The sequence below is a fragment of the Mycobacterium haemophilum DSM 44634 genome (assembly GCF_000340435.2).
Classification (GTDB): domain Bacteria; phylum Actinomycetota; class Actinomycetes; order Mycobacteriales; family Mycobacteriaceae; genus Mycobacterium; species Mycobacterium haemophilum.
In genome coordinates this window covers 357,255-370,417 of sequence record NZ_CP011883.2, presented here as the reverse complement: position 1 = coordinate 370,417, position 13,163 = coordinate 357,255, and the positions used below count along the sequence as shown (strand labels likewise).

General features: G+C 64.5%; 10 protein-coding genes and 1 pseudogene. 1 reads left to right on the top strand and 10 read right to left on the bottom strand.

Translation table 11 applies throughout. The features are described from left to right. Nucleotides 1-166: 166 nt before the first annotated feature. From B586_RS01695 to B586_RS01655, 10 genes and pseudogenes are all read right to left on the bottom strand, one after another. Entirely contained in the window at nucleotides 167-1,036 is an 870-nt protein-coding gene (locus tag B586_RS01695) for an ESX secretion-associated protein EspG (protein WP_054878879.1), read from the bottom strand. 10 nt (nucleotides 1,037-1,046) lie between these two features. After that, the gene (locus B586_RS01690) at nucleotides 1,047-1,337 is read right to left on the bottom strand and encodes a WXG100 family type VII secretion target (RefSeq protein ID WP_047315908.1); all 291 of its coding nucleotides are present in this window, start codon (nucleotides 1,335-1,337) and stop codon (nucleotides 1,047-1,049) included. A 32-nt stretch (nucleotides 1,338-1,369) separates the two neighbouring features. Further along, entirely contained in the window at nucleotides 1,370-1,672 is a 303-nt protein-coding gene (gene esxG, locus B586_RS01685; protein WP_047315907.1) for a type VII secretion system protein EsxG, read from the bottom strand. A gap of 164 nt (nucleotides 1,673-1,836) precedes the next feature. Then, nucleotides 1,837-1,968 (bottom strand): annotated as a pseudogene (locus B586_RS21750) (PPE domain-containing protein); the annotation flags it as partial. A 2-nt stretch (nucleotides 1,969-1,970) separates the two neighbouring features. Beyond that, a complete protein-coding gene (locus B586_RS01680; RefSeq protein ID WP_047315906.1) occupies nucleotides 1,971-2,279 on the bottom strand; it encodes a PE family protein in 309 nt (102 codons plus the stop codon). Between the two features lie 35 nt (nucleotides 2,280-2,314). After that, a complete protein-coding gene (gene eccCa / locus B586_RS01675) occupies nucleotides 2,315-6,379 on the bottom strand; it encodes a type VII secretion protein EccCa (RefSeq protein WP_082607474.1) in 4,065 nt (1,354 codons plus the stop codon). Then, entirely contained in the window at nucleotides 6,376-8,019 is a 1,644-nt protein-coding gene (gene eccB / locus B586_RS01670; protein ID WP_054878880.1) for a type VII secretion protein EccB, read from the bottom strand. The genes eccCa and eccB overlap by 4 nt, the downstream gene beginning before the upstream one ends. Then, a complete protein-coding gene (gene eccA / locus B586_RS01665) occupies nucleotides 8,016-9,878 on the bottom strand; it encodes a type VII secretion AAA-ATPase EccA (RefSeq protein WP_168162497.1) in 1,863 nt (620 codons plus the stop codon). Before eccA ends, eccB begins: the two co-directional genes overlap by 4 nt. A gap of 184 nt (nucleotides 9,879-10,062) precedes the next feature. After that, the gene (locus B586_RS01660; protein ID WP_082607473.1) at nucleotides 10,063-11,655 is read right to left on the bottom strand and encodes a PPE family protein; all 1,593 of its coding nucleotides are present in this window, start codon (nucleotides 11,653-11,655) and stop codon (nucleotides 10,063-10,065) included. Nucleotides 11,656-11,790: 135 nt separating this feature from the next. Further along, a complete protein-coding gene (locus B586_RS01655) occupies nucleotides 11,791-12,699 on the bottom strand; it encodes a class I SAM-dependent methyltransferase (RefSeq protein WP_047315937.1) in 909 nt (302 codons plus the stop codon). 194 nt (nucleotides 12,700-12,893) lie between these two features. On the opposite strand from B586_RS01655, the gene B586_RS01650 reads away from it, so the two are divergent. Then, nucleotides 12,894-13,154 carry a type II toxin-antitoxin system VapB family antitoxin gene (locus tag B586_RS01650; RefSeq protein WP_047315902.1) on the top strand — a complete coding sequence of 87 codons (261 nt, stop codon included), beginning with the start codon at nucleotides 12,894-12,896 and terminating at the stop codon, nucleotides 13,152-13,154. Nucleotides 13,155-13,163 lie beyond the last annotated feature (9 nt).

Genomic DNA, 13,163 nt, shown 5'->3' with positions numbered 1-13,163 from the left:
GCAAAATGCTTCTGCAAAGGCGCACGCCACACTTGGGACATCGTTTTCTCTCTATCTATGACGACCGCATCGTCTGCGCGGCCATGGTTTTCGCTACTGCTGTGTCATCCGACTGGTTTGAACTGCCGATCTCCTGCTCCGCCCGGCAGCCCACGTCGTGGTCCGGCTATGAAATCTGGTCAGAGAAATCTCGAGACAGCCGTTGGCCGGGGAACCATTGGCCCTCTGGCAAGGTGGCGGTTAGCTGTTCGATTCCGACAGCGATGGCAAAGGGTGTCCCTGGGCTGAACGTAGACACCCATTCGCCGTCGAATGCGCGGGACGGACTGACCAACACTCGGCCCGCGGTGGTGTCAACGATACTTATCCCGACCTCGGTGGTGGCGTGCTCCCCGTCGCGGTGGCAGCCGGCGACGATCTCGACGTAGCTCCGAGGACCGGAGAACACCGATTCCACCACCGGCCGCGCCGATTTCGGAATACCCAGGTAGTCAGCGACTTCCGTTAACGAGGCGCCGGACCGCAATCGCTCGTCGGCCCGGACGCCGACCCGCATCGGCATGCTGAACTCGTCGAAGCGCGCCGGTGGCCGCTGCGCCAGGCCGGCGCCGAGAACCGGCACCAGCCCGAGCGGGTCATCGATATCCATTGCGGTAAACGTGATCAGCTGCGCACTGCGCAGCGCGACCACGGTCTTACCGCTGACGCCAGCGCGCTGCGCGACCATGCCACGTAGCAGCTCGCTGTCGCCAGTGGCCGACGCAGGCCCCAAGTAACGGAGGTCGAGCCATCGGTCGGGGAAGCACACCACCCTGATCCAGTCGGCGACTGCCGGGTTCACGGAGCCGTCTGCTGTCACCAGACCCATCCGCGTCAGCTCGGCCTTCTGACGTTCGACGAAGGCGGCCCGTTCCCCGGCGTCGCGATATGGCGCGGTAATCGCCAGAACCCACGGGAAGCTGCCCGCTCCAATGGCTTCCGCAATGAACCATGCGTGATCGACCGTCAGCTCAACGGCGTTGGGATCGACGTTCATCGACCTACGATTAGCCGCCCCACTTGGCGGCTTCAGCCTGGTCGCGGCCGAGCATACTCATGGTGTTGGCTTCGTGAGTGCTCGCCATTGACTGGTAGGACCGCACCATGTCTTCCAAGGCCTGGTTCCACTGGACCTGCCAGGCTTGGTAGGTCATCCCGGTGTCACCTGCCCAGCCAGCCTGCAGCGCGGCCTGCTCGGCGGAGATATCGGTGCCCAGCCCTTGCAAGGTGGCGGCATAGCCCGACATACTCCCGGCGTGGGCCAACATTGCCGGGTAGTTGTACATAATCTGTGGCATTACAAGTCCTTTCGGGTAACAGTCTGATCGGGTTAGGACCCGGCTCCGGCGGCGTAGGTCGAGGCAGCCGCGGAGTCGGCGGCCAGATACGTGCCTGCGGCCTCACCCAAATGCTGCTGCGCGACATCGAGCAGGGTGTTGACCTTCTCGGCCGCGGCGACAAACTGGGCATGCGCGGCCTGAAACGCCGCCGCGCTTTCCCCCTGGTGAAACGCCTGCGCCGACATCGCTTCCTGCTCGGCCTGACTAATGGTGTGGCGCATCAGTGCCGCCTTGGTACCGAACGCCGCCTCCGAGGCGACCAGCTGTGGGATATGAGCATCCAAAAGACTCATAACAATTGTCTCCCTTCGTATTCCGATTACTAACGAGCACGTGGTGAAACTGCTTTGCTAACTGTCCGAGCCCCCTTTCCCCAACCCATTGTGTTGGCTGGGCTTGGCAGGACCTTCCTGATCCTGGTCCCAGGTACCCGGCACCATCGGCGCTCGTGGGCCACCACCGAGCCGTATTCGGTGCGCAGCTTGCTCCATGCGGCGGCGGTAGCCAGCAGCGGTCCCGGTCCGGCACCGGCGCTCAGCAACGCCGAATGCACCTCCGGCGGCGAGGCCATCCAGACGGTCGCGCTCATTGTCAGCTGCCCACTATCCCATACGTCGAGGCCGCCGTGGCATCACCGATTTCGTAGCTGGCGCCGGATTCGCCCACACCGATACCGGCGCGGCCCAACTCTTCAACACCTTGGGCCGCCACCACAGCGTGCTCTTGCCCCTGAGCGCTGAACCCGGCGGCGGTCTGCAGCGACACCGGATCCGCCGCCGGAGGCACCACCGCAGCGATCCATGGAAGCGCGGCGGCATGCGCGGCCGCCAGCCGTGCCGTCAGCGCCTCCACCGCCGCACTGGTCGCGGCCAGCCCCTCAGGAACTACTCGCAACGTCATGACTATCACTCCTTCTGTCGCGTTTTACCAATCATTTAGTGGAACCCGTCATCGTTGACCTGTTTTGGTACCGATTCGCCACTGGGTTTTGATGAGTGGCGACCCACTACGCCCGGCTCCGCCACGCTTGCGATCGCCACCAGCGGGTTGACCAACTGTACATACGTCGGGCTGTCGCTGTCGCCCAACAGAATCGCCCGTCCGGCCGGCAATCGGCTAAATCGCTGGCCCCGGATCTTGCCGCTGTCGGCTGGATTGCCCGCCAACATCAGCGTAGTTGCCTGCAGGTCGTTCAAGCGGCGCAGCAGCTGGCTGGTCATCAGCATGTGGCCCGATCCGGTGGCCCGCGCTGTGACGATTACCCGCAGCCCCAAATCACCGGCCTGTCCGAGCAGCCCGATGAGGTTGGTCCACGGCCGCTGTCCGATATATGGACCGCTCATCGCCGGTGAATCGGGCACCTGGTCGACGTCGTCGATGAGCAGGTAATGGGTGTGGCCCGCAAATGTCCAGCGGGACAATTCCGCTGCCGACAAACCTGCCGGTGGCCGGCGTGCTTCGATGAGGTTGGCCAGCCCAAGCATCGCCGGGATGATCCGGTCGATGTTGGCGGTGTATTCGTTGTCGGGAAATAACGGCTCGTCCACGAGGTGCAGCCGCCGATCCAGCACGGTAAACGCCACCTGGTCGGGGGAGGAGTGTTCGCGGATCGTGCGGATGATGTGGCGCAGCAGCGTGGTCTTACCAGACTTGCTGTCGCCGAACACCATTAACAACGGATTGTTGGCGAAGTCGACGACGACCGGTGCCAGATCCTCTTCACGCTGGCCGATGACCACTTGTTCCGGGCCTCGATAGAGCGCATCAACGGCATCGGGCGAAAGGTTGGTGGGCAGCAACCGCACCGGCGGCGCAGCCACGCCGGCGTGGCGGGCATTGATCACGGCCACCTGGTCTAGCTGCGGAGCCGCGAATAGGAAATGTTCGGCGGCCATAGTCAACCCGCGGCCAGGCTGGTCGTGCGGGACGGCGTCAGCCGGGCGACGCAGCGCGCCAACCACGCGCACGTTGCTGTCCCGCGCGTCATGCAGCTTGAGCTCTAGTCGCAATCCGAGCCCGTCCCGCATCGCCAACGGCACCTCCAGCCAGCTCGGGGTGGTGATGATCACGTGGATGCCGTACGCCAGGCCGACATTGACGAGCTCAGTTACCTTGGCCAGCAGCGGGTTACGGGTATTGAACTGATCTGTGTTGTCGCGGCCGAAAGCGTAGAGGTTGTCGATGACGAGGAAGACCTCGCCAAAACCGTCATCGAGCGCCGAGCCGCTACCCCGCTTGTCCCGGAATACCTCTCGCTGCTGCCGCGATAGCAACAGCTGCTCGAGCTCTCCGAAGGTGCGGCGGATTCGTTCGGGTTCTAAGGCCGACGCAACGCTACCGACGTGCGCCAGATCCTGAATCGCTCGCAGCTGGCCGCCGCCGTAGTCCAGGCAGTAGAACGTCACGTCACGCGGCGAATGCAGACTCGCGGCCGACAGGATAAACGTCTGCAGCGCAGTCGACTTTCCGGATTTGGGACCGCCGTGGATCACCATATTACCGGCCGCCGAGGTGGCATCAAATATCAACGGGTCGCGACGCATTTCGAAGGGTTTGTCGATCTCGCCGAGCGGCCAGCGCCACTGCCGTTGCGGCACTCCAGCACTAGCTAGCATCGCGGTCAGCGGGATCGACTCGTCGAGCGGCGGCAGCCACAGCTTCGGCGCCCGGGGCCCGTAGCGCGCCAACTGCTCGCCGATTGTCGCGATCAGCTTGCGCGGCGGGGCGACCGACTCATCATCGTCTTCGCTGGTGATCACGATGGGGTGATCCGGCTCCACCGCCCCAGCAGTGAACAGCTTTGGCTCTGGCGTAGCTTCCACCACCCGAGTCTTGGTTGATCGCGGCGGCTCGTAGATCCCGTCGACGTAGGTGCTGCGGAACTTGATCGGTGCCGCGCCGGGAGCCGGTACTAAAAAGCCCATGCCCTTGTGTTCTTTGCCCGACTCGATGTGATAGGCGTCCTCCACACCGATGATCTGACGGGAAACGCTGGCACTGGCCACCTTCAACCCGATTCGGTATGAGGTGTTCTTGTCGATGTCTTTGATCTTGCCGACGTCCAGCGTCTGAGAAGCGAACAAGATGTGAATCCGGAACGAGCGGCCCTTGCGTGCCACGTAGTCGAACAACTCCGCGTACTCCGGATGATCGGCCAGCATCAGGGTGAACTCGTCGGCGACCACGAATAGCGTTGGGATCGGGGGCAGATCTACTGCGCCGGCCGCTATTGCGTTCTCATATTCGAGCACTGAGTTGAACGCGCTGCCCTGAACCCGGCGGCCGGCCTCGCGCAGCAGCGTCTCCCGGCGGGCCACCTCACCGCGCAGCGTGTCAGCGAACCGTTCGGCTAGCGACTTCTTCTCGGCCATATTCGAGATCACCGCGACAACCTGCGGGAAGTTTCGGAAGCTGTCGGCGCCGGCCTCACCCTTGAAGTCTGCATAGATCACGATCAGCCGGTCCGCCGAGTGAGTGGTCAACAGCGCCAACAGAATCGACATCAGGGTCTGTGACTTACCGGATCCTGTCATCCCGATCATCAGGCCGTGCGGACCCATACCGCCCTCGGCTTCGTCCTTGAGGTCGAACATCAGCGGCTCGCCGGTGCCGGTGACACCGATCGGTATACGTAGCTCGTCATCGCGGCGGCGTGGCGCCCACAGTGTGGTCACGTCCAGCCGTGACGCGTCCGGGATGCCCAGCAGCGTCGTGAAGCTGGCCCCGCGGGTGGCCGCTGAACGCAGCCCGGCGTGCGTCGGGTTGGAGTCCCACCGTGACAGCTGGCGGGCCAGGTGGGCGGCCTCGGCGGCGCCGAGTTGGTCGGCGGTGTCGATGTAGGGCTGCCAGCCGCCGGTCTGCCAGCGTTCGATGGCACCGTGCGCGATACGCAGGATCGGCTGTTCGGGATCCGAATACTGTTCGCGGTGCGGCGGTGTGGTGGAGCAATGCACCACCGTGACCCCAGCTCGGCCCATCGCCAGGGCCGAGGCGTTCAGATCGTAGTCGGGGTCGTCGATCACGATCATCAGGTGGCGCAGCGCCTCGGCCGACGTGCCGGTGAACGCCGGGCGGTCGGCAAGCGTGGCTCCCAGCAGCGAGATCAACTCGTCAGGGTCGGTCGACAAGTAACGAGCCGAGCCGACGCCATCAAGCTGACCGGGAATGTCGACGTGTGGCAACCATTTAAGCCAGGACCAGTCGCTGCTCTCCAGATCGCGGGTGGCCAGCGCCACCCCAAACAACGCCGGGTCGTGCCAGGTCACTGCCTGAGCGATCCAAGCGCGCAACGCCGCACGCGCTTCATCCCTGGAGGTATTAGCATCCTTGGAGCTCTCAGCGTCAATAAAGACGGTGATCCGTGAGATTTTGCCCAGGTCGATTCCGGTCGGCACGTCACGAACGGTGCGCTGAGCGTCGAGCAAACTACGTAATGCGCTGTGCGACACCGGCTCCAGGTCGATCTCGTCCGCGGTGTCTTTGACCCGCAACGCGGTGGCCAGCGGCGCCTGGTGCCGCCCGGCCCGCACGATCAAGAAGTCGGAGTCATGCGGGTCCCGCTCCCACTGACGGCGGGACCCGGGCACGCTTGCCAACGCCGTCGGCTCAGGGTGGGACCACTGCGCGGCCGCACGCTGCTCGGCGGCCTGGGTCCGGATGTTGTCTCGGACCACCGACAAGTACCGCAGGTAGTCGGCCCGTTCGGCGTCGACCTCCTCGGTACGCATCTTGTTGTCGTTGCCGCGAAAGAGCGAGGTGGCCGCCAGCAGCAGCACGAACGGGAAGAACAGGGTCTGCGGCGAGATCAGCCGCATCCCGGTGGCGACCATCGCGACGACCATGCCGACGATCAGGAACACCATCAGAATGGGCATCGCACGCCGCAGCAGCGACGGCGGAATCACGCGGGGCAATTCGGGAGGCGCCTCGATGGTGATGGTGCCCTTGCGGCTACTCGGCGGCGGCGGCCGCCGGCGAGCTTCGAAGATAAGTCGGCTCATCGGGACTCCCCGTCTGTCGTGGTACGACCGGGCCTGGTATCGGGCGCCAAGCCATCGTGTGCCAGCAGTGCGTCGGCGCGTGACAGCGTCGGGCCAGCCGCGAACAGCGACAGCATCGACCACGGGATGGGCAGCGCAGGTGGGTTTAAGCCAAGAGCCTCAACGGTTTTGCTGTGCCCAGCAGCCGCTCCTGGTCCGGTATCAGCCTCGGTGTCAATCCCATAGCGCACCCCGGTATCGGAGACCCAGAACAATGATCCGGTGGCTGGTGCGGCCGCGCCGCCACCCACGGTTTGGGCGAAGTAGCCGGTGCCGGGTGCCAGCGCAACCCGGCTGGCTGTCGGACCGTTTCCCTGGGAGCTGGCGCTCACCAGCTCGACGGCGCGCACCGCATCGGGCACCGGCAGCGCCGAGCCGGACATCAGGCTCAGAAAGCTAGTAGCGGCCCCGGCCGGCTTGCGCCAATATGCGCAGCTGACCGGATCGCGGCCAGCGTCGACGAGGCTGATCTGCTGGCCGGGATAGCGTTCGGTGTCCAGCATCCGCGACACCGGCAACTTGCCAACCTCGTCGGCACCGAGCCGGGGCGGCTGCTGCAGTCCATAGGAATTGGTGTTGCGCAGGATCCCGGCAAGTACCGGCGAAATAGGCTGCAGACCGTCCGGCAACACCGCGTAATACCGCACCGAATCGGCCGGATTCTTGTCCAGCGCCGCCAGACCAAAGGACACCACCACCGCCCCGATCGGCGCGTGCAGTCCGAAGCTTGGTGTGCCACCAGCATTCGGGATGGCGGGCGCCGTCAGCGGCGGCGCTTCGGGGATCACGTTGAACAGCCCTGCCGCGATAGGCCTTGGTGCAGGCGCCTCAGAAACACCGACACCAAACCCCAGCGCATCGGTCACCGCGTGGTCAGCCAAGTCGATTTCGCTGCGCTTGCCATCCCACAGCAGCCAGGTGCCGCCGCCCCGCTCAGCCGGAGCGTCGACCAGAACGCCGTGCGCGGACCCCAACACGGCGGCCCGGGTGCCGCGGCTATCAGGCGGGCCGGCGATCACCGTGACGCCCATGCTGTGGGCAGCGCGCCCGCCTTCCCCGCTGACGACGTCACACACCGTCCAGTTCGCGTCATGGGCGGTGTTTTGCACCATCCGCTCCGGTGCTCCCGGAATGCCAATCAGATTGCCACGCGGAAACCGGTCCAGCTCACTGCTTTTCACTGTAGTGGGGTTGACCGGCTTACCGACAATTAGCCGAGCCGAGGTCAGGTTAAGCACCGGGTGCAGTTGGTCGCCCACCCGCACATACAGTGCGGCGCTCGACCGATCGGCAAGCACCGCGTTGTTACCCGCCGACCCATTGGGTCGCATGAAGGAGAGCACGAAGCAGCCCAGCAGTCCAGTAATCACCAGCAGCGCGCCCATCAGCACCGCACGTGACTGGGTGCGTAACGGGTCAACCAGCATTCGGGTGTCGTGCATGGCGATACCGGAGGCGATCCGGCGCATCACGAACCGCCAGCCGGTCACTTGGTGACGGGTGACAAATCCGCGGCGGTAGACCACCTTGTCGGGATTCTCGTTGACCGGCGTTCGCGACGAGAACGAACGCCGTTCTTGGTCCGGCTCGTTGGTCGTCATGCCGGTACCGTGAGCCCAAGACCGCGCAGCAACGGTTCTACCGATCTCCGTACGTCCTCGGACGTCACCGTCATGAGTTCCTCGTCGCTGAACTCACCGGTACCGGCATGCTCCGAGTGGTCCAACCGGAATTCACGTTCTTCCTCGGAACGTTCGACAATGTTGCGGACAAACCGCCCGTTGCCCGCGATGTCGAGGCTGCGCCGGGAGATTCCATTGGAGTCGGGTGTCTCCGATGTGGCCAATTTAGCGAACAAAACCTCCAACTCGTCGAGCGCCGCTTGTTCGAAGACGCTGTCTCGCTGTTCGGCCATCTTGTGCGCGATCTCGACCAACTCATGCGACGCGTATGAGGGAAAGTCGATGTTGCGGGTGAACCGCGACCGCAGGCCCTCGTTAGTGTCCAGGAACTTATCCAGATCGGCGCGGTAGCCGGCAATGATCACGACTAGCCGGTCACGATCGTTCTCCATCCGCGCCAGCAAAGTGTCGATGGCCACCAAACCGAAGTCATTTTTAGCGCCCGTGGCCACCAGGGCGTAGGCCTCGTCAAGGAACAGCACCCCGTCCAGTGCGCTGTCGATGACCGCGTTGGTCTTGGCCTCGGTCTCACCGATGTGCTGACCGATGAGGTCGGCGCGATGCACTTCTCGGATATTCTCCCTCTTCAAAAGGCCTAGGCCGCAATAGATTTTGGCGACTACCCGGGCGATGGTGGTCTTGCCCGTCCCAGGTGGCCCAGCGAAGACGAGGTGGTGGGCACGTTGCGCTACCGTGAGCCCACGCTGCTTGCGCACTAGTTCCATAGCCACCGAACTCTTCAGCCGTGACACCTGGTTTTTGACCTCGTCCAGGCCGATGAATTCGGTGAGCTGGCGCTCGGCCTCATGGAGCAGCACGGCTTTGCGTTCGTGGGCTGCAGGATCGACGAAGTCTTCCACACCGGGCTCGGTGTCGGGATCCCAGGGATCGGTGCGAGCATCGATCCGGGCCGCGGTGGTGGTCACGATCCCAAAACTGGTGTCGGACAGCGCCTGTTCGATCTGCTCGTTCTCTGGGTGCGCCGCGTACAAATCCTGCAGAACTTCGCTGGCCGACTCCTCGTCGATGTGCGCACGCAGCACCAGTGCTTTGGCTAGCGCGCCATCAACAGCCGCCACCGCGACCGGGCCCGCGGGCTCCTCCAGATACGACAATGCCGGGGCGAACATGCCCAGCCGGGCCAGCGCGGTACCCAAGGCGATCTTGGCGGCGTGTGCGTAAGTCTCGTCGAGATCGGGGTCATTGACGATCGGGGTCAGCAGCTTGACGACGTCCGACCAGCGCCCAGCGCGGTAGTGGATGACGGCGGCAACCCAACGGGCATCGCGCCAACCTGGCCGGCGGTCGGTGATGCCGGTGACTATCTGATCGGCCTCGCCGTAGTGTCCAGGCCCCCCGGTTGATGCCAATGACGCCGCATAGGCGAGCTGGAAATCATCCGGGCCGGTGGCCCGGAACTGCAGGTACAGTCCGGTGTCGTAGTGAAAGCCCAACGCGGCGGGGGCCAGTTCCGCCTGGCGCGCCAACATGCCCGCGGTGTCAACGGTACGCGAAATCGCTGCCAGCACAGGGGTGGACACGTCGCCAGCAGCGGCTAGTCCGGTCCAGGCGTCGCACTGATCGTGAGCGATGCGGGTGAGCGCGTTGAAACCCGACCGAGCGGCCGCCAGGTCGGCCGGACGCTGACGGTCGTAGACCACAATGCCGAGGGCGCGGCAGCAGGTAGCGAATCGGCTAACGACGTCGCCATCCACCTTGACGTGCGCCCGAGCACTGCCAGACTGCACGCCAAGCGTGTCGGTGTCACCGTGCTCCACGGCCGCTTCGTCTCCCGTACCTAGTATCGCCCAACTTGACCCGCCTGAAGTTAGCATTGCATAAGCTAACTGTCGAGCTGCTCAGACCCGCTCGCTTCACGACTCAACTCCGATTTCCGTGACACTGATCAGGGTGTTATGTATTATCGCGCGGCCGCCTTCATGGCGACACCGTCACTTGACCTTACTGAATATGATTATCATATTCAAAAGCTTCGGTTCGGCTCTGTTCCTCCTTGCCGAGCTGCCGTTGTTCAGCCTCCCAGGTACTGGGCACCATCGGCGCCGCCGGTCCGCCGCCGAATCCATCACCAGCCAGCGCGGCCAATCCCGTCGCCGCCTGGTCGGCATCACGAGGCATTGTTCCAGCAAAACCCGGGGTTTCAGCAAAACCCAGGGGCCACGCCCGCTGACCCGACGCGATCGCTGCGACGGCCGACTGGCCCCCGCTAGCAGGCGGTACCCCCACACTCGGTGGTGCACCCCAGTCTGGCTCAACCTGGACATCCATCTGCATAAACTCGTCGCCGTAGCCACGCAGCTGGGCGCGCCGGCGCCGTCGCACCCGCGCCGGCCCGGCCACGACCGTCGCCGCGACGGCGATTCCGGGCTCAGGCACCTTCTTCTTGGCAGTGGCACCGGTGCTGACCGACGAGCCCAACCCAAGGCCGGGAGGACCCACCAGGTAGGGGTAGCCAAGACCGCCTGGACCACCGGGCGTCGGCGGTGCAGCGCCCGGTGGTAGCGCCGTGGCTGGCGTGACCGCCGGAGCCGAAGCCAGGACCGTGGTCGGCGCGAAGGCAGCGGCTGGGGCACCGCTTAGCACCGGAGAGCTAATAGCCACCGGCAGACCAGACGGTTCGGGTGTCGGTGTAGCCGCCGCTAGTACCGGGGCAGCCTGAATCCCAGCAAGTCCGGCCAGCCCAGTCAACCCCGGTAGGCCCGCCGATAACCCGGCGTTGCCGGTCGACGTCACGAGCGCAAGCGCCTGAATTTCGGGAGCGAACGCCTGATAAGCCTCGACCACGTGGCCGGCCTCGTCGGCGATCAGACCCGGAATATCAGACTGTAGCTGCGCTATCGCCCCGGCTGGATGCTGCGGAAATTCCAGCACGTCTCGCCACAAGGTTTCCGGAACCTCCAGGAATCGGTTCATCCACCAACTCAGCTCGTATGGGTTGCCAGCATCGTTGTCGACAATGTCGTGCTCACCGCTGTCGCCGCTGCTGTCGGAGCTGTCCGAATTTTCGATGTGCGGCGCCGGATCAGTTTGTGGCGCTAATGCCACCGCCAGGCTCGAGGCCGCCTGATAGGTGGCCATCGTGGCGGCCGCCTGGAACCACATCCGCATGTAGTCGGCCTCATTAAGCGCGAGTGGGATGGTGTTGAGCCCAAAGAAATTCGTCGCCGTCAATACCGCATGGATCGCATGGTTGGCGGCCAGCTCCATCAAGGTCGGCATCGCCGCCAACGCCATGGTGTAGGCCGCGGCGGCGGTCTCCTGCTTTACCGCCATCCCAGCACTGTTGGTGCTAGCCCGCAGCAGCCACGCCAAGTACGGGGCATGGGCGACTGCATACTGCTCGGCGCTTGGTCCGTCCCACCCAGCCTGCACCGCCGCCACTATTGCGGTGAGCTCGTCGGCCGCCGAAGCATATGCGGCACTCAGCGAACGCCAACCGCTGGCGGCAGCCAACAAGCCAGCTGGCCCGGCACCGCTGCTCAAGAGGGCCGAATGGATCTCCGGCGGCACAGCCAGCCACACCGGCACGGCCATTTTCAGCCGCTCGCAACCAAAGCAGCAATGACCGGCAGCGTCATGGAAGAGACTCCTGACCGATAGGGGCGAACTCAGCGACCGCACCACCACGCAGCTAGTAGTCGGCGCTAGGCCCGGAAAAGTTCCCCACGCTCACCTCTTGGCGGCACTGACCAGGGTGGTGCGCGCGATCATCGGCCCTGCTTCGGTTTCGGGTCCGGGCACCGGCCGGCCGACCTGGCGCAGGTAATCAGCCAACGGAGTGCCGAGTGCGGTCCAGCCTCGGGCACCGAACCATTCGGTGGCCGGCGCACACTGCTCGTTGTAGACCAACTGGAAAAACACGCCCAGGTCGTCGCCTTGGGCTGCCGCGGCGCGTTCTTCTTCGACTTTGGCCGCAAATTCGTCCGGTTCAAATGGTGCGCCATCCTCGACGGCGACATGGCTGCCCGGCCCGGCCAGCGAGTCGATGCCGGTGAACAGCTGCTCCTGTGCGGTGGCCGGCAGATAGATCAATAAACCCTCGGCAATCCATGCCGACGGCGCTGCTGTATCAAATCCACTGTCCCGCAACGCTTGTGACCAGTCATCACGCAGATCGATCGCGACCTCACGACGGTCGGCACGCGGTTGGGCCCCCAGGCCGGTAAGCACCTCGCGTTTGAAGTCGAGGACCTGCGGACGGTCCAACTCGAAGATAGTCGTCCCATCGGGCCATGCCAGCCGGTAGGCACGGGAGTCCAGTCCCGCCGCCAAGATGACCACCTGCCGCGCGCCGGCATCGACGGCCCGTCGGAAGTACTCGTCGAAGTACTTGGTGCGCGCGCCCTGGAAGTTGACGAAATGCTCGCCGAAGTCGCTGCTCTTGAGCGGATGGTCGGGTTCCTTACCGTTGAGAACGTCGGCCGCGGCACCGCCAATGGCGCGGCAAAACACCTGTGCATAGGGGTCGACGGCGAGCGGATCAGGTTTCTGCGCCTCCAATGCCCGCGCAGTCGCCACGAATAACGCGGTCGAACCGACACTTGTGGTGATATCCCAGCTATCGCCTTCGCTACGCACCCAACCCACACTACGCGCGGCGGCATCTGTGTCCCGGTGCGGCGCAACCGCACTGGCCAACAGAGACGTAATGAGCCGCCCCGGTTGGCGGCCCGGTCGCACGCATGCCTGGGCAGCAACTGCGCCCCTTGTTGCGGGGGGGCGCTCCACGCCACGTGTGGTAGAAACTGTAGCAGCTTGGTACCATACACCCTATGGCACTGAACATCAAGGATCCCGAGGTAGACCGGCTTGCCGCCGAAATGGCCAATCGGCTGCACACCACTAAAACTGCCGCTATCCGCCACGCCCTGCACGCCCAGCTGGCGCTTCTGGGATCGCGCGCGGACGACCGTCAGACACAGCTCCTCGACGTCATGCGCACCGAAATCTGGCCGCTACTCACGGACCACACCCCCATCGCCAAACGCGAACGCGAGGAAATTCTTGGCTACGACCCCACAACGGGAGTTTGAGCCCGCTGC